Raw genomic sequence first — 25,936 nt, 5'->3', positions numbered from 1 at the left:
CCATTGAAAGGTAAATGAAAGGTTATTGTTTTAACAATCAAGCAACCGAACAGCCACGCCGCTGTTCACATAATCAGAAAAAAACACCGGCCCGGTTGCTCCGGAGTGAGGAAAACATGAAAACAGCGCTTTTACGTACCCTTACCGCCTCTGCCCTGCTGCTCGCCGGCGCCAGCGCGTTTGCCGCTGACGCGCCGTCGCGCACCGAATGCATCGCCCCGGCCAAGCCCGGCGGCGGCTTCGATCTCACCTGTAAGCTGATTCAGGTCAGCCTGCTGGAAACCGGCGCTATCGAAAAACCGATGCGCGTCACCTATATGCCCGGCGGCGTCGGCGCGGTGGCCTATAACGCCATTATTGCCCAGCGCCCTGCGGAAGCCGGTACGCTGGTGGCCTTCTCCGGCGGCTCGCTGCTGAATCTGTCGCAGGGAAAATTTGGCCGCTATAACGTTGACGACGTGCGCTGGCTCGCCAGCATCGGCACCGACTACGGCATGATCGCCGTGCGTAAGGACTCGCCGTATAAAAATTTGCAAGATCTGCTCAAGGCGATGGAAAAAAATCCTTCCCAGGTAGTGATCGGCGCGGGCGCCTCTATCGGCAGCCAGGACTGGATGAAGGCGGCAACCCTGGCGCAGAAAGCGGGCGTCGATCCCCACAAAATGCGCTACGTTGCCTTTGAAGGAGGCGGCGAGCCGGTTACCGCCCTGCTGGGCAACCACGTGCAGGCGATCTCAGGCGATCTCAGCGAAATGGTGCCCTATCTGCAGGGCGATAAAATCCGCGTGCTGGCGGTCTTCTCGGACAACCGCCTGCCGGGACAGCTGGCGGAGGTGCCTACCGCCAAAGAGCAGGGCTACGATCTGGTATGGCCGATTATTCGCGGCTTCTACGTCGGCCCGAAGGTCAGCGATGCGGAGTACAACTGGTGGCTCAACGTCTTCAGCAAGCTGCAGCAAACGGACGAGTTTAAAAAGCAGCGCGAGATGCGCGGCCTGTTTGAATTTAACAAGAATGGCGCGGAGCTTGACGCCTATGTGAAAAAACAGGTGGCGGAATACCGCGAGCAGGCGAAAGCCTTCGGCCTGGCGAAATAGCAGCGGAGGCCGCGATGAGCGATCGAATTTTTGCCGCCATCTGGATCCTGCTGTGCCTTGGGGGACTCCTCATCGGCTGGCAGATCCACAGCGAGTACAGCTACGAGCCGGTGGGGCCGCGCCCGTTTCCGCTCGGCATTCTGGGCCTGATGCTGCTCTGCGCGGTGGCGATGCTGCTGCGCCGCCCGGATACCATCAGCTGGCCGCCGCGCCGCGTGCTGCAGCGCCTGCTGGTGATGGTTATCGTTCTGCTGGTGTACGCCTGGGGCTTTGAGTGGCTCGGCTTCCCGCTGGCCACCGCGCTGCTGACTGCCATCATCGGCATCCTGTTCGGCGCCACCCTCCCCGCCGCGGCGGTATCGGGCGGACTCCTCGGCGTTCTGCTGTGGTTTGCCTTCGACCGCCTGCTGGACGTCACCCTGCCCCTCGGCGCATGGCTTAACTGACGGAGGCACCTATGGATACCTGGATCTATCTTTCTCAGGGTTTTGCCGTGGCCATGACGCCGGGCAATCTGTGCATTGCCCTGATCGGCTGCTTTATCGGCACCATCGTCGGTCTGCTGCCGGGGCTGGGGCCAATCAACGGCGTGGCGATACTGCTGCCGCTGGCGTTTGCCCTGCATCTGCCCGCGGAATCGGCGCTGATCCTGCTGGCGACGGTCTATATCGGCTGTGAGTACGGCGGGCGCATCTCGTCGATTCTGCTCAACGTTCCCGGCGATGCGGGGGCCATTATGACGGCGCTTGACGGCTACCCGATGGCGCAGCAGGGACGCGGCGGCGTGGCGCTCTCTGTCTCTGCGGTCAGCTCGTTCGTCGGTTCGATGGTTGCCATCTTCGGCATTATCCTCTTCGCCCCGGCGCTGGCGGAGTGGTCGCTGGCCTTCGGGCCGGCGGAGTACTTTGCGCTGATGGTTTTCGCCATCGCCTGCCTCGGCAGCATGATGGCGCAGAATCCGCTGAAGTCTTTTCTGGCGGCGCTGATTGGGCTGGGGCTGGCGACGGTGGGCGTCGATGCCAACACCGGGGTATATCGCTTCACCTTCGACAGCGTCCACCTCTCAGACGGCGTGCAGTTTATCGTAGTAGTCATCGGCCTGTTCTCGGTTTCTGAGATCCTGCTGATGCTGGAGAGCACCAGCAGCGGCCAGACCCTGGTGCGCAAAACCGGACGCCTGCTGTTTAACGCCAAAGAGGCCTCTCTTTGCGCCGGCGCCACCCTGCGCTCGTCGGTTATCGGCTTTTTTGTCGGTATTCTGCCGGGGGCCGGGGCGACGATTGCCAGCGCCATAACCTACATGACCGAGAAGAAAATCAGCGGCAACAGCGACAGCTTCGGCAAGGGCGATATTCGCGGCGTCGCGGCGCCGGAGGCGGCGAATAACGCCTCCGCCTGCGGATCGTTTATTCCGATGCTGACCCTCGGCGTGCCCGGCTCGGGCACCACGGCGGTGATGATGGGGGCGCTGACCCTTTACAACATTACGCCCGGCCCGGCGATGTTCACCGAACAGCCGGATATCGTCTGGGGGCTGATCGCCGCCCTGCTTATCGCCAACGTCATGCTGCTGGTCATGAACATACCGCTGATCGGGCTGTTTACCCGCATGCTGACCATTCCGCTGTGGTTCCTGGTCCCGGCAATTGCGGCAGTCTCGGCGGTAGGCGTATACGCGGTACACAGCACCACCTTCGACCTGATGCTGATGGTCGGCCTCGGGGTGTTCGGCTACCTGCTGCGCAAGATGAATTTCCCGATGTCGCCGCTTATTCTCGGTTTCGTGCTGGGAGAGATGCTGGAGCAGAATCTGCGCCGGGCGCTCTCCATCAGCAACGGCAGCATCAATATTCTGTGGGAGAGCGGCGTGGCGAAAACCCTGCTGGTGATGGCGGTAGGCGTTCTGGTTATTCCGCTGGCGCTGCGCCTGATCCGTCGCCGGAGCAAACGTCCGCTCGAAGCCAGCTAGCCCCGCAGCGTAGCGTTAACCCACTCGCGCAGCGCCCGGCGGGAGATCTTAATCCCGCCGGTTTTCAGGCTCGCGGGCAACCGCAGCCAGCAAACCGGCTGCTGGAAGCAGGCCAGCCGCGCTTTTGCCCAGCCGGGCAGCTGTTCGATATCCAGCTCCGCGCTGCCCTCCACGACCGCCACCGGGCGCTGGCCGAATTCAGCGTCATCCAGCGGCACAATAAAGACCTGCTCCAGCTGAGGATGGCGGCCGATGATCCGCTCGACCTCCTCCGGCTGGATCCCTTCCCCGCCGCAGAAGAAGAGATTGTCCATCCGCCCGAGCACCGTCAGGCGACCGTCGCGCAGCTCGCCGCGATCGCGGGTGGCAAACCAGCCCTCGGCGTTTACCAGCGGCAGCAGCGCGCCGTCGCGCCAGTAGCCCGCCGCCATGCTGGCGGCGCGCAGCCAGATCTCGCCATCAACAATCCGCACCTCGCGCCCCGGCAGCGGGCGGCCGACGTCCGCCTCGCCGTCGGTCTCCTTGGCGCAGACCGTGGAGGCAAACTCGGTCAGCCCGTAGCCGCAGAAGGTCTGAATGCCCCGCGCCCGGCTTGCCTCTGCCAGCGCCACCGGGATCGCCGCGCCGCCGAGCAGGACGCAGGTCAGCGACAGCGGGGCGTCGTCGTTGAGCAGCCGCCACAGCTGGGTCGGCACCAGCGAGGCGTGGGTGCAGCCCGCCAGCGCCTGCGCCAGCGGCAGCCGCTCGCGGACCGTCAGCCCCGCCCCCTTCAGCAGCCAGCGCCAGAGAATGCCCTGGCCGGAGACGTGATACAGCGGCAGCGACAGCTGCCAGTCATCGCCCTCGTTAAAGGGCAGCAGCGCCAGCACGCCGGCGGCGCTGGCGAGATGGCCCGCCGGCGTATGCGCCGCGGCTTTCGGCAGACCGCTTGAACCGGAGGTCAGGGTGAGGGTCGCCAGCCGTTCGGGTTGCCAGCCGGCATCACAGGCGCCCTGCGCCTCGCGCAGGCAGAGCGTCGCCAGCGCGTCAAACGGGGCGTCGTCAGCAAGCAGCAGCGCGTGGCTCACGGAAAAATGCGGCAGCAGCGCCGCCAGAAGCGCCCGCGGGATCTGCGGATTGACCGGTAAAATACGTGCCCCGCACTGCAGCAGGGCCAGCCACGCCAGCAGGGTTTGCGGATGGTTATAAGCCCGCAGCATCACGCCCTGCTCCGGGCGCACGCCCTGGGCGATAAACCCGGCGGCGAGGGCATCTATCCGGCGGCAGAGCTGCCGCCAGGTCAGGCACTCGTCGCCGAGGCGCAGGGCCCGGGCATCGGGACGCAGGCTGCGCCAGTGCCGCCACGGCCAGTCGCCGAAAATCATAGCAGCGGCTCCAGATTATCGAGAGTCATGCACGGCAGCGCGCTGCCCGGCCAGCAGCGCACCAGCTGGGTCTGCATCAGGCCAAGGGTATCGAGTCCCGGCAGCGTGCCGGGGGTCAGCCAGGCGGCAATGCGCGCCAGCTGCGTCAGGCCGAAGCTGGACTCGATCGAGGAGCTGATCACCGCCGTCAGCCCCTGCGCGTGGGCCTCCGCCACCTGCGCGCGCACCTTTTGCAGGCTGCCGGTCAGGGTCGGCTTGATCACCACCGCAGTAACGCCCGGCTCGGCGCTGAAGCGGAAGTCAGCCTCGCGCAGGCTTTCGTCCCAGGCGATAGCGATCCCGGTCTCGCGGGCAAAGGCGCGGGAGTCGTCGCGGGTTTTGCACGGCTCCTCGATGAAGGCAATGCGCGAGCGGTAGTGCGGATTGACGTACTTCGCAAACTGCTGCGCCTTCAGCGGCGTCCACGCCCGGTTGGCGTCCAGGCGCAGGCGCAGATCGGGGATCGCCTCCAGCAGCAGGTTCACCACCATGCCGTCACGCACCGCTTCCCACAGGCCGACCTTCACTTTCGCCACCTTCTCGCCGTCCATGCTTTGCAGCAGCGGCAGCAGCGCATCGGGATCGCCGGTGCACAGCGGCGCGGCGCGGTAGTCGGCCTCTGAGGGCAGTTCGCCCGCCAGCTCCGCCAGCGCGCAGCTGATGCCGAACGCGCACGAAGGCTGAGGCGGCAGCGGCGGCTCGCCGCCGGTCCGCCACGCCTGCGCCCAGGCCACCGCCGCGTCCTGCGCATCGTCAAGCGACTCGGCGCTGAAGCCCGGCAGCGGCGAGATCTCGCCCCAGCCCTCGCCCACTCCGTCGCCGAGGCGGATCAGCAGGCCGTCCCGGGCCTTGAGCCGCCGGTCGCGCAGCACGACACCCGCGTCCATCGGCACCTGCCAGCGGTATACCTGAGCCGATCGCATTACGGATTCCGCTTAAATTTGCTGAAGTCCGGCTGGCGCTTCTGGTTGAAGGCGTTGCGCCCCTCCTGGCCCTCTTCGGTCATGTAGAACAGCATGGTGGCATTGCCCGCCAGCTCCTGCAGACCGGCCTGGCCGTCGCAGTCGGCGTTGAGGGCTGCCTTCAGGCAGCGCAGCGCCATCGGGCTGTTCTGCAGCATTTCGCGGCACCAGCGCACGGTCTCTTTCTCCAGATCCGCCAGCGGCACCACGGTGTTCACCAGCCCCATATCCAGCGCTTCCTGGGCGTTGTACTGGCGGCAGAGGAACCAGATTTCGCGGGCTTTCTTCTGGCCGACGATGCGCGCCATGTAGGACGCGCCCCAGCCGCCGTCGAAAGAGCCAACTTTCGGCCCGGTCTGACCAAAAATGGCGTTATCGGCCGCAATGGTGAGATCGCACATCATGTGCAGCACGTGGCCGCCGCCGATGGAGTATCCGGCTACCGCCGCCACCACCGGTTTCGGACAGGTGCGGATCTGGCGCTGGAAGTCCAGCACATTGAGGTGGTGAGTCCCGGCATCGTCCTGGTAGCCGCCGTAATCGCCGCGCACCTTCTGGTCGCCGCCGGAGCAGAAGGCCTTCTCGCCTTCGCCGGTGAGGATAATCACCCCGACGCTATCGTCGTAGCGGGCGTCGGCCAGGGCCTGGATCATCTCTTTGACGGTCAGCGGGCGGAAGGCATTGCGCACCTGCGGGCGGTTGATGGTGATTTTAGCAATGCCGTCGGCGGACTTCTGGTAGCGAATGTCTTCAAAGCCTGCGGAGCAGTCCTGCCACTCAACCGGGGCGTAGAGCATCTCTTCATCTGGGTAAATCATAACGATTCCTGGGGTCAGGGTTGCAGTATCTCAGCCAGGCGCAGCGCGACGGCATCGGGGTTTTCCCGGTGCGCGTTGTGCCCGGCCAGGGGAATAAGGGTGCAGGGCGCATCGAGCGCCCGGGCCAGCGCGCGGAACTTCTCGTCGCGCTCGCCGCACAGGTAGTAGAAAGGATAGTCGCGTCCGGCCAGCGCCGGGCGTAAATCAGGCTGCGCCGAGAGGGAGGTAGCCATCAGCATCTCCGACAGGGCAACGCCGCTGTTGTGCACCTTCTGCGCCGCCAGCGCCGCGCGCTGGCTCTCGTTCAGGGAGGCGAATACCGGCTGGCGATACCAGTCGGCAAAAACCTCACCGAGCGGTTCGCGGGCGAAGCGCCGTGCCCAGTGCAGATCGCCCTCCCGGCGCTGGCGGCGTTCGGCATCGCTTATCAGACCGGGATGGCTGCCCTCAACGATCAGCCCCCGCAGCCCCGCCCTCGCCTGCTGACAGGCGAAATACATCGCCACGCGGCCGCCGAGGGAGTAGCCGATCAGCCAGTAGTTGAGTATGTTGTAACTAACAAGCAGATCCTGCAGTCGGGCGGAGACGGCGGCAAAATCCACGCCGGGGATCGCCGCCGACGCGCCGTGGCCCGGCAAATCAATATAGAGCCGGGGCCAGTCCACCAGCCGCTCGCCGACCGCCTGCCACTCCCGGCAGTCGCCGGAAAAGCCGTGCAGGAAGACCAGCCACGGCCGGGCGCTATCGCCTGCGCGCACCGCCGCCCGCAGACTCACAGCTGGCTCACCTGCGCCAGCAGCTGCTGAAGCATCTGCGCGCCGTCGGTATCGTTCACCACCAGCTCCACGACGGTCGTCGCCGGCCTGCGCCACGCCGCGCTCATCACCTCATCAAGCTGCTGCCAGCTTTCGGGGCGGGCGTAGCCGAGACCAAACATCTGCGCCGCGTGGGCAAAATTGACGTTCTGCGGCAGAGTATAGAAGGCTTCGCGCCGCTCGGCGGGCGTCGGCAGCAGGGAGAAAATCTGCCCGCCGTTGTTGTTGACCACCACCAGCACCAGCGGAGCGGAGACCTGGCGCAGCAGCGCCAGGCCGTTGAGATCGTACAGCGCGGAGAGATCGCCGATAATGGCCAGCGTCGGCCTGGCGCTGCCGCGCTGCACGCCCGCTGCGGTAGAGATCAGGCCGTCAATACCGCTGGCCCCGCGATTGCTGTAAACCGGATAGCCCGCCGGCAGCTGGCCGAGGGCATCAATTAGCCGCACCACCATGCTGTTGCCGACAAACAGCTGCCCCTGGTCCGGCAGGTAGTCGCTAATGCGGTGCGCCAGCTGCGCCTCGCCGAAAGCCTCGCGCCGGGCCTCCACGGCCCGCCACGCCCGGGCGGAAAGCGCCGGAATGACCTGCGCCCACGGCTGGCGCGTCTCCGCCGGATGTAGATTCAGCCAGTGTTCAATATCGCTCATCAGCCGCCGGCCGCGGTGGTGGGCCGGATCCAGGCGCCCCGGCAGGCTGTCCACCAGCCAGTATTCGTCGGGATTGCAGGCCGCCTGCCACTGCAGCAGCCGCTTGCCGGTCAGGCTGCTGCCGAACTGCACCACAATCTGCGCCTGCGCCAGCTCGCTGACGGCATCACCGTTGCCGAGCCACAGATCGGCGCAGGGCAGCGGCTGGCCGGTTTGCGACAACACATCGCCAATCAGCGGCCAGCCCAGGGTCTGCGCCCATTCGGCGACCTTTTTCCCCGCCGCCGCGCCCATGCGTCCCGCCACCACCACGCCGCGCTTCTGCCGCCAGAAGAACCAGTCCCGCTGCTTTTCGCTCTGCGCGCACAGCGCTTCGCGAAGCCAGGGCTGGTCGTCCTGCCACCAGTCGCCCAGCGCCTGCTGCCAGGCAAGGCCGGTATCGTCCATATCGCCGTACAGCGGCTCGGCGAAGGGGCAGTTGATGTGCACGCCGCCGGTCCGGGCCTGGGCCATCGCGTTATCGACGGCGGAGACCAGCCAGCGGGCCGGGATCTCTTCCCCCGGGCGCGGCAGGGAGAGCGTCTGCGCCGGATGAGAGGCGAACATCCCCGTCTGGCGTATCGCCTGATTAGCGCCGCAGTCAATCAGCTCCGGCGGACGGTCGGCGGTCAGCAGGATAATCCTCTCGCCGGTGAGTCCGGCCTCAATCAGGGCCGGATAGAGGTTAGCGGCGGCGGTACCGGAGGTGACGATGACCGCCACCGGCTGCCCGCTGGCCTTCGCCAGCCCCAGGGCCAGATGGCCGAGGCCGCGCTCGTCGAAATGGGTATGGTGAATAAAAGCGCGATTTTCCGCCGCCGCAAGGGTGAGCGGCGTCGAGCGCGAGCCGGGGGCAATACAGATATGCTGCACGCCGTGACGGGTTAAAGCTTCAACTATTACCGCCGCCCAGCGTCGGTTGAATGCGCTTACTGACATGAGTGGGTCCGAAATCAATTTTGCCAAAGAGTATAATCAACGACCAGGAGCGGATTTTTGATATACATCGGGAAACGTTTAGTTACTGCTCAAACAGCAGCGTTCGCAGCCCCGCCGCCTTATTTTCTATCTCCTGCCACTCCTGCTGCGGATCGGAGCCGGCGATAATTCCGGCCCCGGCGTACAGGCGCAGCACATTATCGGAAAGCCTGGCCGAGCGCAGCGCGACGCAGAACTCGCTGCCCCGCAGGCTAAGATAGCCCGCGGAACCGGCGTACCACTCGCGCTCGAAGGGCTCGTGGCGGGCGATAAACTCCCTTGCGGCACGGCGCGGCAGACCGGCGACGGCGGCGGTAGGCTGGAGCTGGCGGAGGCAGAGCAGGTCGTCCGGTCGCCTGAGCCGCCCCTGCACCCTGCGGCGCAGGTGCTGAACCTTGCGCAGGCGGATCACTTCCGGCGGCGCAACTTCAAGCTCGCTGACCTCATCCCCCAGCCGCTGGCAGATATCCTCCACCACCAGCAGGTTCTCGCGCTGATTTTTTTCGTCGCTCATCAGCCAGTCGGCCAGCCCCTGCGCCCGGCGAGGATCCGGGTGGCTGGCCGCCGTGCCGGCCAGCGCTTCGGTCCACAGCAGGCTCTCCTCCCGGCGCCACAGCCGCTCCGGCGAGGAGCCAAAAAACGCCTGCTGCGGCCCGAAGGCCATCATAAAGTGGTAGCAGTTCAGATTGCGGCGGCGGCTGGCGGCCATCAGCGGCCCGGCGCCGGGCGGCGCGGTGAAGGAAAGATCGCTGGCCCTCGCCAGCACCACTTTCTGCAGCGCGCCGTCGGCGATCGCGCCGGTGGCCTGCTCTATCAGCCGTTGCCAGCCCGCGCGCTCCGGCAAGTGCCTTTCGCGGGTCAGGTCCAGCGCCAGCGCCGGCAGGGGACGTTCGGGGCGCAGAGCGTCGAGCAGTGCAAGGGCGCTGCGGGCGTCGTCGCGCAAAGAAGACGCGCTGTACAGCGTCAGGCGCAGCGCGGTGCGGCCGGCGTCTCGCCGCCATTCCAGGCGCGGCAGAAAGAGCTGCCCCTGCTCCTGCGCGAAGGCGTTGAGGCCCCAGATGCGTAAATCCGGGCGGGCCTGGCGCTGCAAAAAATCGCGGGCTTCGGCGAGCGCGGTAAAGCGGCACGCGGCGCCTATCGCGGCGACCTCTTCGTTATCGTCGCGGTGCTGCCAGTAGAACTGCGGATAGAGGGGCTGGACGCAGAGCCAGCTCAGGGGATCGCAGGCGTCCTTAAGGGTGACGGCCAGGTCAAAGACGCGCAGGCCGGGGGCATCGGGTAGTTCATCGTTCAGTAAGACCCGCAGATTATCCAGCGCTGCAGAGAGTGAATACACGCAAAGCTCCCCCGACAAAAACCACACATTATAAAGGGTGGCGTTAATAAAGGGCAGTACCCACGACGGGGGAGAGTGCGATTCTGTGATTAGCGGCGCAGCAGCAGGCCGATGACCAGCCCCGCCGCAGCGCCAATGCCGATACCCTGCCACGGTTTTTCGTGCACGTAGTCGTCGGCGCGGTAAACCGCCTGTTTAGCGCGGTAGTAATAGTTGTCCGAGGCGCGGCTAACCCGCGCTCTTACGTCGTCCAGCGCCTGCTCGGCGCGCATCTTCAGCTCGATGTATTTTTGATCGGCCGGATCGCCGGACGAAGCGAGGATCTCCTCAAGAGTATCGCTCAGCAGGGTCAGGTCATCATCGAAATGCGGATCGAAGTTGCGGTAGGCCATAGTATGTCTCCTTGGTTAAACCTGTTGGCTAACTATAGACAATCCTTCACGATGTTGCTTCGCGCGCCATGCCAACGTGAGGGATGCCGTCTTCATCATACACCTCCGTGACCGGCGCAAAACCGAAGTGGCGATAGAAGTGCTGAAGATGCGCCTGGGCGCCGAGGTAGATGCCCTGCTCCGGCCAGTGCTGGCGGCAGCTGGCGAGCGCCTGCTCCATCAGCAGATAGCCCAGTTTTTCTCCCCGCGCCGCCGGGCTGACGATCACCCGGCCGATGACCACAGGCTCAAGCGGATTGGCACTTTTCAGAATCCTCGCATACGCCACCAGCTCTCCGTCGCGCCAGCCGAGAAGATGGCGGTTGTCGCCGATAAGGTCTTCGCCGTCGATATCCTGGTAGATGCAGGTCTGCTCAACGACAAAAACCGCGCTTCTGAGCTGCAGCAGGGCGTAAAGCTGCGCCACGGTGAGCTGGCTGTGATGAAGATCGTTCCACTGGATCATGCTGGGCTCCGTTATACTGGGTCTGTTTTACAAGGGCGAGGCTAATGGATTATGGAATTGATTTTTCTCGGAACATCGGCGGGCGTGCCGACGCGTCACCGTAATATGACGTCGATAGTGCTCAATTTGCAACAGCCAAACAGCGCGCAGATGTGGCTATTTGACTGCGGAGAGGGCACCCAGCACCAGTTTCTGCGTACCGCATACCACCCCGGCAAGCTGAACAAAATCTTTATTACCCACCTGCACGGCGATCATCTTTTTGGCCTGCCGGGCCTGCTGTGCAGCCGCTCGATGCAGGGCAATCCGGCGCCGCTGACGATCTACGGCCCTAAGGGCATCCGCGAATTCGTTGAGATGTCTCTGCGCCTTAGCGGATCGTGGACCGACTATCCGCTGACCGTTGAAGAGATTAGCGCCGGCGAGGTGTTTGACGACGGGCTGTTCCGGGTCAGCGCCTGGCCGCTTGAGCATCCGGTCGAGTGCTACGGCTACCGCATTGAGCAGCACGACAAACCGGGGCCGCTGGATGCCGCCCGGCTGCGGGCCGACGGCGTAAAGGCCGGGCCGCTGTTTAATCAGCTCAAGCAGGGGCTGACGGTGACGATGCCCGACGGCCAGGTCGTCAACGGCCGGGATTACCTCGGCCCCTCGACGCCGGGCGTTAAGCTGGCGATATTCGGCGATACCGCCCCCTGCCCCGCCGCCCTGGCGCTGGCGCGCGGCGTCGATCTGATGGTGCACGAAACCACGCTTGAACATGCGATGGCCGAAAAAGCCAACGGCCGGGGGCACTCGACCTCCGTGCAGGCGGCAAGGCTGGCGCAGGAGGCGGGCGTCGGCAGGCTGATTATTACCCACGTCAGCTCGCGCTACGACTGGCACGGCTGCCAGCGGCTGCTGGCCGAGTGCCGGGCGGTTTTTCCCGCCTGCGAACTGGCGGAGGATTTCAGTACGTTCAGCCTGATTTAACTTTTGCCCGTAAATGCCGATAAAGGAGTAAATGCACCGGCATTTTCACTCTGAGGGCAAAATGGACAGTTTCCAGAAAGATATCGACGACAGGGTTCACTTAACGCAGTCTAACCGCTTCGAGCTGCTGCTTTTCCGCCTCGGCACTCCCGCGCACGGGAGTAAGGCGGAACTGTTCGGCATTAACGTTTTTAAGCTGCGTGAAATTGTACCCATGCCCGCCTACACCAAACCGGCGGGCATCCGGCCTCCGGTGATGGGCGTGGTCAATATTCGCGATCAGATTATCCCGGTTATCGACCTGCCGTCGCTGCTCGGCTGCCGGGCCGAAAGCGGCCTCAATATTCTGCTGATCACCGAGTACGCCCGCAGCGTGCAGGCCTTTGCCGTTGAGTCGGTGGACAATATCGTTCGCCTTGACTGGAGCCAGGTCCACACCGCCGAGAAAGCGGTTAACGGCCAGTACATCACCAGCATCGCCAGCCTGAACGACGACGCGCAGAGCAGCGAGCTGGCGATGGTCATCGACGTGGAGCAGATCCTCTACGACATTGCGCCCGCCGATCACCAGCTTCACGCCGGCAAAATCAGCGCACAGGCGCAGCAGATCAAAGCCGGGGCGACCGCCATCGTTGCCGAGGACTCCAGAGTCGCGCGGGTGATGCTGGAGAAGGCGATGGCGGCGATGGCGATCCCCGCCCGTATGCACGTTACCGGCCAGCAGGCGTGGGAGAGCATCGAAAAACTGCTCAAAGAGGCGCAGGACGAGGGCGTACCGGTGAGCGATAAGATAGCCCTGGTGCTGACCGACCTTGAGATGCCGGAGATGGACGGCTTCACTCTGACGCGTAAAATTAAAAGCGATCCGCGCCTCAGCGGCATCCCGGTGGTGATCCACTCCTCGCTCTCCGGCAGCGCCAATGTCGATCATATCCGCAAGGTTAACGCCGACGGCTACGTGGCCAAGTTTGAGATTAACGAGCTCTCCTCAGTGATTGAGGAAGTGCTCGCCCGCGCCAGCCGCGGCGAGCGCGGGCCGCTGGTCTGCCGACTGCACGCGGTAAAATAGCCCGCGCCGACAGCGTCATTTGTCACAGCCGGGCCACCCGGCTGTTGCAAATGCAGCACACTGCTCACCTCATCCTGGCGCTAACCTCTTCATTTTGCTTATCTCTCCGCCCAAGCCCCGTTGGCACGCATTCTGCTAACAGTCATATATCTTTTGGTTATTCACCGTTATTTATAATTAGAAATTAGTTATATGAAAAGGGGATAACCGCCACTCTTCAGCCAAAAACGGGAGCCCCTATGTCCAGTTCAGATTCAGCGCACGCGCCAATCCAGTTTGCCTACTGGGTGCCCAACGTCTCGGGCGGGCTGGTTATCAGCAACATTCCCCAGCGCACCGGCTGGGACATCGATTACAACCGCCGGCTGGCGCAGATAGCCGAGCGCGCGGGCTTTGACTACGCCCTGACGCAGATCCGCTTTACCGCGGGCTACGGCGCCGACAACCAGCACGAGTCGGTCTCCTTCTCCCAGGCGCTGCTTGCCTCGACGGAAAAACTGAAGGTCATTGCCGCCCTGCTTCCCGGCCCGTGGAACCCGACGCTTGCGGCCAAGCAGATTGCCACCATCAGCCACCTGCACGGCCCGCGCATTGCGGTCAATATCGTCAGCGGCTGGTTCCGGGGCGAGTTTAAGGCCATCGGCGAACCGTGGCTCGATCACGAGGAGCGCTACCTGCGCTCGGAGGAGTTTATCCGCTGCCTGAAGGGCATCTGGCAGGAGGAGAGCTTCACCTTCGCCGGCGACTTCTACCGCTTTCGCGACTATGTCCTCAAGCCCAAGCCGCTGTCGCCGCGCCCGGAGATCTTCCAGGGCGGCAGCTCCCGCGCCGCGCGCGACATGGCTTCCCGCGTTTCCGACTGGTACTTCACTAACGGCAACGGCGTGGAGGGCATCAGGGCCCAGGTGGACGATATCCGCCGTAAGGCGGCGCAAAATCAGCATCAGGTCAAGATTGGCGTTAACGGCTTCGTCATCGCCCGCGACAGCGAAGAAGAAGCGCAGGCGGTGCTGCAGGAGATTATTGATAACGCCAATCCCGAGGCGGTGAAGGGCTTCCAGCATGAAGTGAAAAACGCCGGCAGCGCCTCGCCGGAGGGCGAAGGCAACTGGGCGAAATCAACTTTTGAGGATCTGGTGCAGTACAACGACGGCTTTAAAACCGGCCTTATCGGCACCCCGCGGCAGATTGCCGGGCGGATCGTTGAGATCAAGCGCGCGGGCGTGGATCTGCTGCTGCTGGGGTTCCTGCACTTCCAGGAAGAGGTGGAGTTTTTCGGCCGGGAGGTGATCCCGCTGGTGAGGGAGCTGGAGGCGAAGCTTGAGCCCGCGCCTGCAACCGCCGGCTAACGATTGACGCCGGAGGTGATGGCGATCACGCGCCAGCGTCACTTTCGCCTCCGCAGGACAAAAAAACCGCCGAACGAATCGGTAATGCTTGTCAGTTAAGCTTTTGAAGGTAGCCGTAACGCGTAACGTTGCGGCTTCTTTTTTACTGCCCGAGGATAATGCCTCTTTCTTCGGCCAGGAAGAACGAAACTCTCTGCCATATGAATGATTTCAGTGAGTATTTTAGGGAGCTTACCGGGAGCTACTGCTGGCAGGATGCTTAACTGTGCCGTCAGATAGAGGCTTGCCTGCTTAAAACCTATCTGATACGGCTCCACGCCTTTCAGGCTGTAGGCCATCTGTGTCATCATAAAGCGCAGTAGGTTATAAGCCAGTACCACTCCCCATAGTTCCTGCTCTACCAGCTCCGGCTTTCGGCTCCTTAGCGTCAGCTCATTGTTCAGAAGGTGCTGCTTCATTTCCCTGAACCCATGCTCTATTTCCCAGCGATGGCTGTACAGGTCAACGATGTCTGCTTTTGGATATCTGAGCGGGTCGCTCATTGAGGTCAGTATACAGACTGTTTTCTCGTTAACTTCTTTGCTGACCAGTCGTGCTGTCAGTATTTCCGGCACACTATCCCACTTACGCCTGGCCTGTGGTGAGACTTTCAGTTCAACCAACTCATCTCCCTTACCCAGTTTTTGCACCACCTTATACTGTGCATCTTTTTTCAGCGGGATTAGCCAGTGCTTCTCCTGGCCTGATGTCTGCCAGTGATGCAGTAGCCCCAGGGCATAAAAACCCTTATCCATGAGCGTCAGCGAGTGCTCCGGCGTCTGTTCGGCCAACTGAGCTGCGAGGTCAACCTCACTGATGGCTGATACGCTGCCGAATGCCGTTCCCGTCAACAGGTGGCTTGTCACTTCCATCTGGCAAACCATACGCAGTTGAGGCCATTCGGAGCGGTTATGACCGTTAGCCGTTCTTCCGAATGCAGCATCATTTCCGGTGTATCCGGCGTTCGCCACAGGGTTCCATCTACTGCCATGAGCGTCAGCCCGTTCCAGTGCGACAGCGGCGTTTTTTCGAACCAGAGCTGGCTTGTTTTTTCGAATACGCTCCTGATGACATCGGCCCCCAGCCGCTGACGGGCCTGTACAACCGCACTGGGAGCAACAAAGGGACGCTTACCCGGGAGAAGAATATCAAGATGTGAAACCAGCTGATTCATGGAAAGTGAGCGGAACAGAGTCATTCCGGTGACGGCCCATACCATCATTTCCATCGGCAGTCGGCGCTTACGTATAGTGGCCACTCCGGTGTCCACAAGACATTCATTGATGAGTTCTGGTGACAAGAGATCAGACAGAGCAGAAAACTCTTTAGGTGTGAATTTATGGACGGTGTCGAGAGCCTGGCTAAGTAGCATAAAAAAATCCGTAATCCTTGCGAGATTACGGATTTTTGCACAATCATTGGATCGTTCAACCGATCCTTAACTGATCGGCATTACGAACGAATCGGCGGTTTTTTCTTTCAGCAACTTACCTTACATCACCGGCAGCGCCCGCTGCACGATATCGATAAGCGGCTGCGGCCAGATACCGAGCACCAGCACCAGCAGGGCGGAAATCAGCACCACGATACCGCCCGCGCTGTACTGCCAGTCGGACGGCGCATCGCGGTTGAGCTGCTGCGGCGCGCTCAGGTAAAGGCTTACCGCGACGCGCAGGTAGTAGTAGAGACCAATGGCCGAACCCACTACCACGGCGCCGGTCAGCCACCACAGGTTGGCGTGGACGCCCACCGCCAGCACGTAGAACTTGCCGATAAAGCCGAGCGTCATCGGAATACCCGCCAGGGAGAGCATCATCACCGTCATCACCGCCGCGAGGATCGGCCGGTGCCAGAACAGGCCGCGGTAGGAGAACAGCGAGTCGGCGTCCGGGCCGCGGTACGGGCTGGACATCAGGCTCACCACGCCGAAGGCGCCGAGGCTGCTGAACAGATAGCCAGCCAGGTACACGCCCACCGTTTCCATCGACATCTCGCCGCTGTGCAGGGCAATCAGCGCCACCAGCAGGTAGCCGAGGTGCGATACCGAGGAGTAGCCGAGCAGACGCTTGATGTTGGTCTGGCTCAGGGCCATCAGGTTACCAAAGATGATGGAGGCGAAGGCAATCACGCCCAGCACCGTGCGCACCGCCTCGCTGTCGCCCATCGGCGCATAGAGGAACAGGCGCATCACCACGCCGAAGATGGCGATCTTGCTGGCGGTCGCCAGGAAGGTCGATACCGGGGCTGGCGCGCCCTGGTATACGTCCGGCGTCCACAGGTGGAACGGCACCAGCGACAGCTTAAAGCCGAGGCCGACGATCATCAGGCCCAGACCCGCCAGCAGCAGCGGTTCGTGCAGCATGTTGTCCGACAGCGCTTTACCCAGCGCCCCGAACGACAGGCTGCCGGTGTTGGCATACAGCAGCGCGATGCCGAACAGCAGGAACGAGGAGGCCGCGGCGGACAGGATGGTGTACTTGATGCTCGCTTCCAGAGAGCGCTTCTGACGGAAGGCGTAGCCAACCAGGCCAAACAGCGGCAGGGAGATAAGTTCGATGCCGAGGAACAGCGAAGCCATATGGTTGGCATCCGCCAGCAGGATGCCGCCGAGGGCGGCAATCAGCACCAGCAGGTAGAACTCATCTTTATTGTCGTGATAGCCCTCAAGCCACGGGTAGGCAAAGGTACAGGTGGCGAGGCTCGCCAGCAGCACCAGGCCGCTGTAGAGCATGGCGTAGCCGTCGACCCGCACCAGCGGCGTGATGTCCATCGCGCCCGCCTGGCCAACAAACCAGAGCGATACCAATGCGGCGTTAAGCCCGATAACCGACAGCGTGGCATTGAGAAAGTGATTGCGTCGCCACGCAATGGAGAGCATCACAACCACCACCGTCAAGCCGACGATCAGCAGCGGTAGCAGTGCGATCAGTTGTTGTGGAGTTATTGTCATGGCGATTTACGGCCTTGTAGTAGAAACGGAATTAATAAACCACTGCTGAATATTGCTCATCGACGCGTGGGAGGTGTCCAGAATCGGCTGCGGGTAGAACCCGAGCAGAACCAGCAGCACCACCAGCAGCAGAATGATAAACAGCTCGCGCAGCGACAGCCCCGGCAGTTCCTTCGCGGCAACGTCGCTTTTCGCCTTACCGAAGTAGGCGCGGTGCAGCATCGCCAGCGAGTAAACCGAGGCAAAAACCAGGCCGAAGGTGGAGATCACGGTAATGGTCGGCACCACTTTAAAGCTGCCGAACAGGATCATGAATTCACCGACGAAGTTACCGGTACCCGGCATGCCAAGCGTCGCCACGGCGAAGAACATCGACAGCGCCGGCAGCCATTTGATCTTGCCCCACAGGCCGCCCATCTGGCGCATATCGCGAGTGTGCAGGCGCTCGTAGAGCTGGCCGCAGAGGATAAACAGGCCGGCCGCAGAGAGACCGTGGGCAATCATCTGGATGACAGCGCCCTGATAGGCCAGCTGGCTGCCGGTGTAGATGGCGATCAGCACGAAGCCCATGTGCGACACCGAGGTGTAGGCGATCAGGCGCTTGATGTCGTACTGGGTGAAGGCCATCCACGCGCCGTAGAAGATACCGATCACGCCAAGCCACATGGCAATCGGCGCAAACTCCGCCGAGGCGTTGGGGAACAGCGGCAGCGAGAAGCGCAGCAGACCGTAGGCGGCGGTTTTCAGCAGAATACCGGCCAGGTCAACGGAACCGGCGGTCGGCGCCTGGGAGTGGGCATCTGGCAGCCAGCCGTGCAGCGGCACCACCGGCATTTTCACCGCGAAGGCGATGAAGAAGCCGAGCATCAGCAGATATTCCACATTGTGGGACATCGGCGTTTTCAGCAGTTGCTCGTAGTCGAAGCTCCATACGCCGGTGGCGCTGTAGTGAACAAACGCCAGCGCCAGGATGGCAATCAGCATCACCAGCCCGCTCGCCTGGGTATAGATGAAGAACTTGGTGGCCGCCGTGATGCGCGTTTTACCGTCGGAGGCCTTGTGGCCCCACAGCGCGATCAGGAAGTACATCGGCACCAGCATCATCTCCCAGAAGAAGAAGAACAGGAACATGTCGATGGCGAGGAAGACGCCGATAACGCCGCCCAGGATCCACATCAGGTTGAGGTGGAAGAAGCCCTGGTATTTTTCGATTTCGCGCCAGGAGCAGAGCACCGCCAGCACGCCGAGCAGGCCGGTCAGCACCACCATCAGCAGCGACAGGCCGTCGATGGCGAGGTGGATAGAGATCCCGAAGCGCGGGATCCAGTCGTGCTGGTATTCAGACTGCCACTGCGGAACGCCGGTAGCCTGCGTCAGAGAGTAGCCCCCCTGCAGCCACAGCTGCAGGGAGAGCGCCAGGGTCAGTCCCATGGTGATCAGCGCAATCCAGCGCGGCACCTTCACGCCGAAGCGTTCAGTCTGCCAGCAGAGGAAGCCGCCGATAAACGGGATGAGTATTAGCCAGGGTAATAACATGGCGATTTATATTCCTTTTCTGTCAACTCAACGCAAAACCATCAGCAGCGCGAGAACAACCACCGCGCCGATGCTCATGGATGCCACATACCAGCGCAGATAACCGTTCTCGCTGACCAGCAGACCTTTACCCGCCACGCGCGACAGCAGCGCCGGGATGTTCATCAGGCCGTTGAGCGGATCGCTCTTCAGCAGCCAGGCAATGCCCAGATACGGCTTGATGAAGATCTTGTCATACAGCCAGTCGAAGCCGAACGCGTTGAAAAACAGCGTATTCAGCAGACGGCCCGGGCCGCTGGTCGCGACAGCGGTCACCAGCGTGCGCTTGCCGAGCCACAGCCAGGCGGCCAGCAGGATACCGACAATCGCCACGACGCCGGAGGTGATCTCCAGGGTCAGGACGCGACCGTGATCAAGCTCAGGCATTGCCGGCAGCACGCCGTCCAGCGGCAGGACAATCATCGCGCCGATGAAGGTCGACAGCACCATCAGCACGATCAATGGCAGGTGATGGGTGATGCCCTTCCCTGCGTGCGCGTGGATCTGCTCTTTGCCGTGGAAGGCAATGAAGATCATGCGGAAGGTATACAGCGACGTCATGAACGCGCCCACCAGGCCGGCAACCATCAGGTTGATGTGGCCGTTGGCCCAGGCGCCCGCCAGGATCTCATCCTTACTGAAGAAGCCTGCGGTCACCAGCGGCAGCGCGGAGAGCGCGGCGCCGCCGACGAGGAAGCAGACGTACACCAGCGGAATCGACTTACGCAGGCCGCCCATTTTGAAGATGTTCTGCTCGTGGTGGCAGGCCAGAATGACCGAGCCGGACGAGAGGAACAGCAGCGCCTTGAAGAAGGCGTGGGTCATCAGGTGGAAAATCGCCGCGTCCCAGGCCTGAACGCCGAGCGCCAGGAACATATAGCCGATCTGGCTCATGGTCGAGTAGGCCAGCACGCGCTTGATGTCGGTCTGCGCCAGGGCGCAGAAGCCCGCCATCAGCAGCGTGACCGCGCCAACGATGCCGACCAGGTGCAGCACTTCCGGGGTCATCAGGAACAGGCCGTGGGTGCGGGCGATCAGGTACACGCCTGCGGTCACCATGGTTGCGGCGTGGATCAGCGCGGAGACCGGCGTCGGACCGGCCATCGCGTCCGCAAGCCACGTCTGCAGCGGCAGCTGCGCGGACTTACCGACCGCACCGCCCAGCAGCATCAGCGTCGCCCAGGTGAGCATGTTGTTGCCGGCTTCAAAGTGCTGCGGCGCCAGCTCGACCATCTCGCGGAAGTTGAGCGTACCCAGCTCCTGATAGAGGATAAACAGCGCGAAGGCGAGGAACACGTCGCCGACGCGGGTCACCACGAACGCCTTCATCGCCGCGGCGCCGTTCTTCGGATCGGTGTAGTAGAAGCCAATCAGCAGATAGGAGCAGAGGCCCACGCCTTCCCAGCCCAGGTACATCAGCAGCAGGTTATCCGCCAGCACCAGAACCACCATGCTGGCGATAAACAGGTTGGTGTAGGCAAAGAAGCGGGAGTAGCCCTCTTCCCCGCGCATGTACCAGGAGGCGAACATGTGGATCAGGAAGCCGACGCCGGTGACCACCGAGAGCATGGTGAACGACAGGCCGTCCAGCACCAGGTTGAAGCCGATGTTGAAATCACCGACCGACATCCAGGTCCACAGCGGTACGCTGACCGCCTGCTTACCGTTGGCGAAGAAGTCAACGCCAACGTAAGCGGTCACCAGCGCGGCCAGGCCCACGGAGCCCATACCGATGGTGGCGGAGAGATTCTCCGACCAGCGGCCCCGGGAGAAGGCCAGCAGCACATAGCCAATCAATGGCAAAATAATGGTTAAGGCAAGCATGTTCATCCACGCAACTCACTTACTGAATCGATGTTCAGGTTCTGGCGACGGCGGTGGAGCTGCAGCAGCAGCGCCAGGCCAATACTCGCCTCCGCAGCCGCGAGGCTGATAGCGAGGATATACATCACCTGGCCGTCGGCCTGGCCCCAGTAGCTGCCGGCGACAATAAAGGCCAGCGCGGCGGCGTTAATCATGATTTCCAGACCGATCAGCATAAACAGCAGATTGCGGCGGATAACCAGACAGGTCAGCCCGAGAACAAAGAGTATCGCGGCGAGGATCAGTCCGTGTGTTAAGGGGATCATGCGCGTTCCTCCGTTTTTCTTTTCGCGCTGTCGTCGGGGCGGTTGCTCAGCAGGTCGCCCTGACGATCTTCACGGCCGAGGTGGAATGCGACCACCAGACCGGCCAGCAGCAGCATGGACGCCAGCTCAACGGCCAGAACGTACGGGCCGAACAGCGCGATGCCGACTTCTTTAGCGCCGATGGCGTTGCCGTCGATGCCCTGGTCATTAACGCCGAGGATGCCGTAGACGATAACCGCCAGCAGGATAAGCGACAGGACGCCGGGTCCAATCCACACCTGCGGCTTCAGCCACTGGCGCTCCTGCTCGATTTCCGAACCGCCGAGGTTGAGCATCATCACCACAAACACGAACAGCACCATGATGGCGCCCGCGTAGACGATGATCTCCAGCGCACCGGCGAAGTAGGCTCCGAGCGAGAAGAAGACGCCGGAGATAGCCAGCAGCGAAATGATCAGATACAGCAGCGCGTGCACCGGGTTGGTGTGCGTGATCACCCGCAGCGTGGCGAGGATGGCGATGAGGCCACAAATATAAAATGCGAATTCCATTGCCCCTCTCCTTACGGTAACAGGCTCTTGACGTCGATAGGCTTGGCTTCGTTCTCCGCTTCGCCCTTCTCTTTACCGTCGATTGCCATACCCGCCATCCGGTAGAAGTTATATTCCGGGTATTTGCCCGGACCGGAGATCAGCAGATCCTGTTTTTCGTACACCAGATCCTGACGCTTGTACTCGCCCAGCTCGAAGTCCGGGGTGAGCTGGATCGCCGTGGTCGGGCACGCCTCCTCGCACAGCCCGCAGAAGATGCAGCGCGAGAAGTTGATGCGGAAAAACTCCGGATACCAGCGGCCGTCTTTGGTTTCGGCTTTCTGCAGCGAGATGCAGCCAACCGGGCAGGCAACGGCGCACAGGTTGCAGGCAACGCAGCGCTCTTCGCCGTCCGGATCGCGCGTCAGCACGATGCGGCCGCGGTAGCGCGGCGGCAGGTAAACCGGTTCTTCCGGATACATACGCGTTTCGCGCTTGGCGAACGCGTGCAGGCCGATCATCCAGATACTGCGTACCTGAGTGCCGAAGCCTACCAATAATTCTTTTAAGGTCATGGTCTCTCTCGTCCCTTATGGCTGCTGCCAGAGAATGACAGCCGCCGTTACCAGCAGATTGATCAGCGTCAGCGGCAGGCACACTTTCCAGCCGAAGGACATCACCTGGTCATAGCGCGGACGCGGCAGTGATGCGCGGATCAAAATGAACATCATCATGAAGAACGCCGTTTTGATGGCGAACCAGATGAACGGCGGTAAGAACGGACCCTGCCAGCCGCCGAAGAACAGCGTGACGATCAGCGCCGAGACGGTAACGATACCGATGTACTCACCGACGAAGAACAGGCCGAACTTCATACCGGAGTATTCGATGTGGTAACCGTCCGCCAGCTCCTGCTCCGCTTCCGGCTGGTCAAACGGATGGCGGTGACATACCGCCACGCCCGCGATCGCGAAAGTGACAAAGCCGAAGAACTGCGGGATAACGTTCCACAGATGCGCCTGGTTATTGACGATATCGGTCATATTGAATGAACCGGCCTGCGCCACCACGCCCATCAGCGAAAGACCGAGGAACACTTCGTAGCTCAGGGTCTGCGCCGAGGCGCGCATCGCGCCGAGCAGAGAGTATTTGTTATTGCTCGACCAGCCGGCGAACAGCACGGCGTAGACCGCAAGACCGGCCAGCATCAGGAAGAACAGGATGCCGATGTTCAGATCGGCCACCACCCAGCTCGGGCTGACCGGCACAATGGCAAAGGCCAGCAGCAGCGAGGTGAAGGCGATCATCGGGGCCAGGGTGAAGATCACGCGATCGGAGAAGCGCGGCACCCAGTCCTCTTTAAAGAACATCTTGATCATGTCCGCCACCAGCTGGAGCGAGCCGCCCCAGCCGACGCGGTTCGGTCCATAGCGGTTCTGGAACAGGCCCAGCAGGCGGCGTTCGCCGAAGCTCATGAACGCGCCGCAGGTGACCACCACCAGCAGAATCACCACCGCTTTGAGTATGCTAATCAGAATGTCGATCAGCTCCGGAGTTAACCAACTCATGCTTGCGCCTCCTGCAGACTGTCAATGCGCGCACCCGCCAGCACCGGAGCGATGCCCGGCATCCCCATCGGCAGACCGACCTGCCCCGCCGCCAGCGCGTCGGAGATGATCAGCGGCAGACTGATCGTTTGTCCTTCATAGCTGAACGCGATTTTCGCCCCGGCGTTAACGCCAAGCTTCGCGGCATCGGCCGCGTTGAGCTTGATGTAAGGCTGCGGCATCCGGCTCTGGAACACCGGCGAGCGCTGCGACATTTCGTCCGAGCCGAACAGGTGGTAGTACGGCGCGATCCGCCACTGGCCGTCCTGCGCCTCAAAGCTGGCCGGAACGGTGGTGAAGTAATCGAGCCCGCCCTCGCCGGCTTCGATCAGGCGCACGCCCGGATCGCCGTGGCGCAGCTTGCCGCCCACTTCCGCCTGGAACTTGTTCCACGCCTGCGGGGAGTTCCAGCCCGGCGCCCAGGCAAACGGAATTTGCGAGCGCGGTGCCGAAGGCTGGTTGTTGCCTTCCATTGAGAAGGCGAACATGGTGTCTTTGTCCTGCGGCTGGCGCGGCTCGTGCACGCTGATGTTGGCGCGCATCGCCGTGCGCCCGCTGTAGCGGTGCGGCTCGCGGGCCAGCTTCTGCCCGCGAATGCGGAACGAGGCGTCCGGCGCGGCGTCCTTAATCCCCGCCAGCTGCGGCAGTTTGCCAATCGCGGCGTCGATGACGTGATCCAGCTGGGTCCAGTCCACCTCGCGGCTCTCAAGCGTCGAGTGCAGGGAGTGCAGCCAGCGCCAGCTCTCCAGCATAAGCGTGCTGCTGTCGTAGTAGGCCGGATCGTAAACCTGGAAGAAGCGCTGGGCGCGGCCTTCGTTGTTGATCACGGTGCCGTCGCTTTCGGCGAAGCTCGCCGCCGGCAGCACCAGGTGCGCCTTGTCCATGATGGCGGTGCGCTGATGGTCGATAACCATCACCAGCGGCGCTTTTGACAGCGCCGCGTCTACGCGGGCGGCAGAGGCGTGGCGGTGGAGATCGTTTTCCAGCACCACCACCGCATCGGCGGAGCCGCTCTCCAGCTGGTCCAGCGCGTCGTCAAGCGAACCGCCGCCGATCATGCCGAGACCCATGCTGTTCACGGCGCGGGCAATCATGGTGATACCGACGTCGGCGCCGCGCCCTTTCAGCGCTTTCGCCACGTTGGCGGCAGCCTGAATCACTTCCGCGCTGCCGGCGTTGGTGCCGGAGATAATCAGCGGCTTTTTCGCCCCGGCCAGGGCCTGGACGATGACGTCCACTTTGCCTTTCAGGTCGCTGCTCAGACCGTCAACCGCCGGCGCGCTTTCATCCAGCGCGTGGGCGATGGCGAAGCCCAGGCGGGCCTGATCTTCCACCGGCGCACAGTAGGTCCACGCGGCGATGTCGTCGAGGCGGGTGCCGTCGACGTTGGTGACAAACAGCGGGTGCTTCGCGCGCTGGCCGATGTTGAGGATGGCCGCAATCTGCCAGTCGGCCACTTTCTGCGCCGCCGCCATTTCGCGGGCCTTGCCCTTCACCGCCTGACGCACCGCCAGCGCAACGCGGGCGCCGGTCTGGGTGATGTCTTCGCCGAGGATCAGCACCGCGTCATAGGATTCAATATCGCGCAGCGCCGGCGTGTGGATACCGCCTTCGCGCAGCACCTTCAGCGCCAGCTGCAGGCGTTCCTGCTCGCCGCGGGCGATGCCGGTGTAGAAGTTCTCCGCGCCCACCAGATCGCGCAGGGCGAAGTTGCTCTCCACGCTGGCGCGCGGGGAGCCGATACCGATAACCTTCTTCGACTGGCGCAGAATGTCGGCGGCACCCTGCATCGCCTGCTCGGCGTTGAGGGTAATCAGGTCGTCGCCGCGGCGCTGCACCGGCTGACGCGGGCGGTCCTTGCGGTTGACGTAGCCGTAGCCGAAGCGGCCGCGGTCGCAGAGGAAGTAGTGGTTGACGGTGCCGTTATAGCGGTTCTCGATGCGGCGCAGTTCGCCGTAGCGCTCGCCGGGGCTGGTGTTGCAGCCCAGAGAGCACTGCTGGCAGATGCTCGGCGCAAACTGCATGTCCCACTTACGGTTGTAGCGCTCGGAGTGGGTCTTGTCGGTGAAAACGCCGGTCGGGCAGATCTCAACGAGGTTGCCGGAGAACTCGCTCTCCAGGGTGCCCTCTTCCGGGCGGCCGAAGTAGACGTTGTCGTGCGCGCCGTAGACGCCAAGATCGGTGCCGTCAGCGTAGTCTTTGTAGTAGCGCACGCAGCGGTAGCAGGCGATGCAGCGGTTCATTTCGTGAGAAATGAACGGTCCCAGATCCTGGTTCTGGTGGGTGCGCTTAGTAAAGCGATAGCGGCGGAAACTGTGACCGGTCATCACGGTCATATCCTGCAGGTGGCAGTTGCCGCCCTCTTCGCAGACCGGACAGTCGTGCGGGTGGTTGGTCATCAGCCACTCCACCACGCTTTCGCGGAACTGCTTCGCTTCTTCGTCATCAATAGAGATAAAGGTGCCGTCGGATGCCGGGGTCATACAGGACATCACCAGGCGGCCACGCGTGTCTTCCGCGTTTTGATATTGCTTCACCGCACACTGGCGGCAGGCGCCGACGCTTCCCAGCGCCGGGTGCCAGCAAAAGTACGGAATATCAAGGCCCATAGAGAGACATGCCTGTAGCAGGTTGTCCGCCCCGTTGACCTCGTATTCTTTGCCGTCTACATGAATCGTAGCCATTAGCGTGCTTCCAGTTGGCTCGGATAAACCGAGCGTTAATCAAAATTCTTCTCGTGTTCCCCCTCGCG

General features: G+C 62.5%; 22 protein-coding genes and 1 pseudogene. 6 read left to right on the top strand and 17 right to left on the bottom strand.

What is annotated here, in order from left to right:
- Positions 1 to 116 precede the first annotated feature (116 nt).
- From ENGE1_RS00675 to ENGE1_RS00665, 3 genes are read left to right on the top strand one after another with little or no spacing between them, the layout of a single operon-like run.
- The gene (locus tag ENGE1_RS00675) at positions 117 to 1,097 is read left to right on the top strand and encodes a Bug family tripartite tricarboxylate transporter substrate binding protein (protein WP_043082751.1); all 981 of its coding nucleotides are present in this window, start codon (positions 117 to 119) and stop codon (positions 1,095 to 1,097) included.
- A gap of 14 nt (positions 1,098 to 1,111) precedes the next feature.
- Complete coding sequence (locus tag ENGE1_RS00670; RefSeq protein WP_043082750.1) at positions 1,112 to 1,543, top strand: tripartite tricarboxylate transporter TctB family protein; 432 nt, start codon at positions 1,112 to 1,114, stop codon at positions 1,541 to 1,543.
- A gap of 11 nt (positions 1,544 to 1,554) precedes the next feature.
- Positions 1,555 to 3,066, top strand: a complete 1,512-nt coding sequence (locus ENGE1_RS00665; protein ID WP_048253872.1) for a tripartite tricarboxylate transporter permease — start codon at positions 1,555 to 1,557, stop codon at positions 3,064 to 3,066.
- Here the strand turns inward: ENGE1_RS00665 and menE are convergent.
- The 8 genes from menE to ENGE1_RS00625 form a co-directional block, all read right to left on the bottom strand.
- A complete protein-coding gene (gene menE / locus ENGE1_RS00660; RefSeq protein WP_048253871.1) occupies positions 3,063 to 4,430 on the bottom strand; it encodes an o-succinylbenzoate--CoA ligase in 1,368 nt (455 codons plus the stop codon). The genes ENGE1_RS00665 and menE overlap by 4 nt on opposite strands.
- The gene (gene menC, locus ENGE1_RS00655; RefSeq protein ID WP_048253870.1) at positions 4,427 to 5,392 is read right to left on the bottom strand and encodes an o-succinylbenzoate synthase; all 966 of its coding nucleotides are present in this window, start codon (positions 5,390 to 5,392) and stop codon (positions 4,427 to 4,429) included. The genes menE and menC overlap by 4 nt, the downstream gene beginning before the upstream one ends.
- Positions 5,392 to 6,249, bottom strand: a complete 858-nt coding sequence (gene menB, locus ENGE1_RS00650) for a 1,4-dihydroxy-2-naphthoyl-CoA synthase (RefSeq protein WP_043082745.1) — start codon at positions 6,247 to 6,249, stop codon at positions 5,392 to 5,394. The genes menC and menB overlap by 1 nt, the downstream gene beginning before the upstream one ends.
- Positions 6,250 to 6,263: 14 nt before the next feature.
- The gene (gene menH, locus ENGE1_RS00645; RefSeq protein ID WP_048253869.1) at positions 6,264 to 7,025 is read right to left on the bottom strand and encodes a 2-succinyl-6-hydroxy-2,4-cyclohexadiene-1-carboxylate synthase; all 762 of its coding nucleotides are present in this window, start codon (positions 7,023 to 7,025) and stop codon (positions 6,264 to 6,266) included.
- Positions 7,022 to 8,692, bottom strand: coding sequence for a 2-succinyl-5-enolpyruvyl-6-hydroxy-3-cyclohexene-1-carboxylic-acid synthase (menD, locus tag ENGE1_RS00640; RefSeq protein ID WP_048253868.1), 1,671 nt, complete (start codon positions 8,690 to 8,692; stop codon positions 7,022 to 7,024). Before menD ends, menH begins: the two co-directional genes overlap by 4 nt.
- Positions 8,693 to 8,774: 82 nt before the next feature.
- A complete protein-coding gene (gene menF / locus ENGE1_RS00635) occupies positions 8,775 to 10,067 on the bottom strand; it encodes an isochorismate synthase MenF (RefSeq protein ID WP_048253867.1) in 1,293 nt (430 codons plus the stop codon).
- A gap of 89 nt (positions 10,068 to 10,156) precedes the next feature.
- On the bottom strand, positions 10,157 to 10,459 hold the full coding sequence (gene elaB, locus ENGE1_RS00630) for a stress response protein ElaB (protein WP_043082739.1): 303 nt from the start codon (positions 10,457 to 10,459) through the stop codon (positions 10,157 to 10,159).
- A gap of 46 nt (positions 10,460 to 10,505) precedes the next feature.
- Positions 10,506 to 10,964 (bottom strand): GNAT family N-acetyltransferase, encoded by a 459-nt coding sequence (locus tag ENGE1_RS00625; RefSeq protein WP_048253866.1) that lies wholly within the window; start codon positions 10,962 to 10,964, stop codon positions 10,506 to 10,508.
- A gap of 51 nt (positions 10,965 to 11,015) precedes the next feature.
- On the opposite strand from ENGE1_RS00625, the gene rnz reads away from it, so the two are divergent.
- The 3 genes from rnz to sfnG all read left to right on the top strand — a co-directional run bounded on the left by rnz (position 11,016) and on the right by sfnG (position 14,354).
- Positions 11,016 to 11,936, top strand: coding sequence for a ribonuclease Z (gene rnz, locus ENGE1_RS00620; RefSeq protein ID WP_048253865.1), 921 nt, complete (start codon positions 11,016 to 11,018; stop codon positions 11,934 to 11,936).
- A 61-nt stretch (positions 11,937 to 11,997) separates the two neighbouring features.
- Entirely contained in the window at positions 11,998 to 13,005 is a 1,008-nt protein-coding gene (locus ENGE1_RS00615; protein ID WP_045288628.1) for a chemotaxis protein, read from the top strand.
- Between the two features lie 239 nt (positions 13,006 to 13,244).
- Positions 13,245 to 14,354 (top strand): dimethylsulfone monooxygenase SfnG, encoded by a 1,110-nt coding sequence (sfnG, locus tag ENGE1_RS00610; RefSeq protein WP_048253864.1) that lies wholly within the window; start codon positions 13,245 to 13,247, stop codon positions 14,352 to 14,354.
- A gap of 95 nt (positions 14,355 to 14,449) precedes the next feature.
- On the opposite strand, the pseudogene ENGE1_RS00605 reads toward sfnG, so the two are convergent.
- From ENGE1_RS00605 to nuoG, 9 genes and pseudogenes are all read right to left on the bottom strand, one after another.
- A pseudogene (locus ENGE1_RS00605) lies at positions 14,450 to 15,765 on the bottom strand (IS4 family transposase).
- Between the two features lie 120 nt (positions 15,766 to 15,885).
- Positions 15,886 to 17,343, bottom strand: a complete 1,458-nt coding sequence (gene nuoN, locus ENGE1_RS00600; RefSeq protein ID WP_043082735.1) for an NADH-quinone oxidoreductase subunit NuoN — start codon at positions 17,341 to 17,343, stop codon at positions 15,886 to 15,888.
- 6 nt (positions 17,344 to 17,349) lie between these two features.
- Positions 17,350 to 18,879 carry an NADH-quinone oxidoreductase subunit M gene (nuoM, locus tag ENGE1_RS00595; protein ID WP_048254198.1) on the bottom strand — a complete coding sequence of 510 codons (1,530 nt, stop codon included), beginning with the start codon at positions 18,877 to 18,879 and terminating at the stop codon, positions 17,350 to 17,352.
- Positions 18,880 to 18,906: 27 nt separating this feature from the next.
- On the bottom strand, positions 18,907 to 20,748 hold the full coding sequence (gene nuoL / locus ENGE1_RS00590) for an NADH-quinone oxidoreductase subunit L (RefSeq protein WP_043082732.1): 1,842 nt from the start codon (positions 20,746 to 20,748) through the stop codon (positions 18,907 to 18,909).
- Positions 20,745 to 21,047, bottom strand: coding sequence for an NADH-quinone oxidoreductase subunit NuoK (nuoK, locus tag ENGE1_RS00585; RefSeq protein ID WP_043082730.1), 303 nt, complete (start codon positions 21,045 to 21,047; stop codon positions 20,745 to 20,747). The genes nuoL and nuoK overlap by 4 nt, the downstream gene beginning before the upstream one ends.
- Entirely contained in the window at positions 21,044 to 21,598 is a 555-nt protein-coding gene (gene nuoJ, locus ENGE1_RS00580) for an NADH-quinone oxidoreductase subunit J (RefSeq protein ID WP_043082729.1), read from the bottom strand. The genes nuoK and nuoJ overlap by 4 nt, the downstream gene beginning before the upstream one ends.
- An 11-nt stretch (positions 21,599 to 21,609) precedes the next feature.
- Entirely contained in the window at positions 21,610 to 22,152 is a 543-nt protein-coding gene (gene nuoI, locus ENGE1_RS00575; protein ID WP_043082727.1) for an NADH-quinone oxidoreductase subunit NuoI, read from the bottom strand.
- 15 nt (positions 22,153 to 22,167) lie between these two features.
- Positions 22,168 to 23,145, bottom strand: coding sequence for an NADH-quinone oxidoreductase subunit NuoH (nuoH, locus tag ENGE1_RS00570; RefSeq protein ID WP_043082726.1), 978 nt, complete (start codon positions 23,143 to 23,145; stop codon positions 22,168 to 22,170).
- On the bottom strand, positions 23,142 to 25,868 hold the full coding sequence (gene nuoG / locus ENGE1_RS00565) for an NADH-quinone oxidoreductase subunit NuoG (RefSeq protein ID WP_048254196.1): 2,727 nt from the start codon (positions 25,866 to 25,868) through the stop codon (positions 23,142 to 23,144). The genes nuoH and nuoG overlap by 4 nt, the downstream gene beginning before the upstream one ends.
- Positions 25,869 to 25,936: the final 68 nt, after the last annotated feature.

This window comes from Pluralibacter gergoviae ATCC 33028 = NBRC 105706, from assembly GCF_001598855.1.
Taxonomy (GTDB): Bacteria; Pseudomonadota; Gammaproteobacteria; order Enterobacterales; family Enterobacteriaceae; genus Pluralibacter; species Pluralibacter gergoviae.
This window is presented reverse-complemented; position numbering and strand designations above follow the sequence as displayed.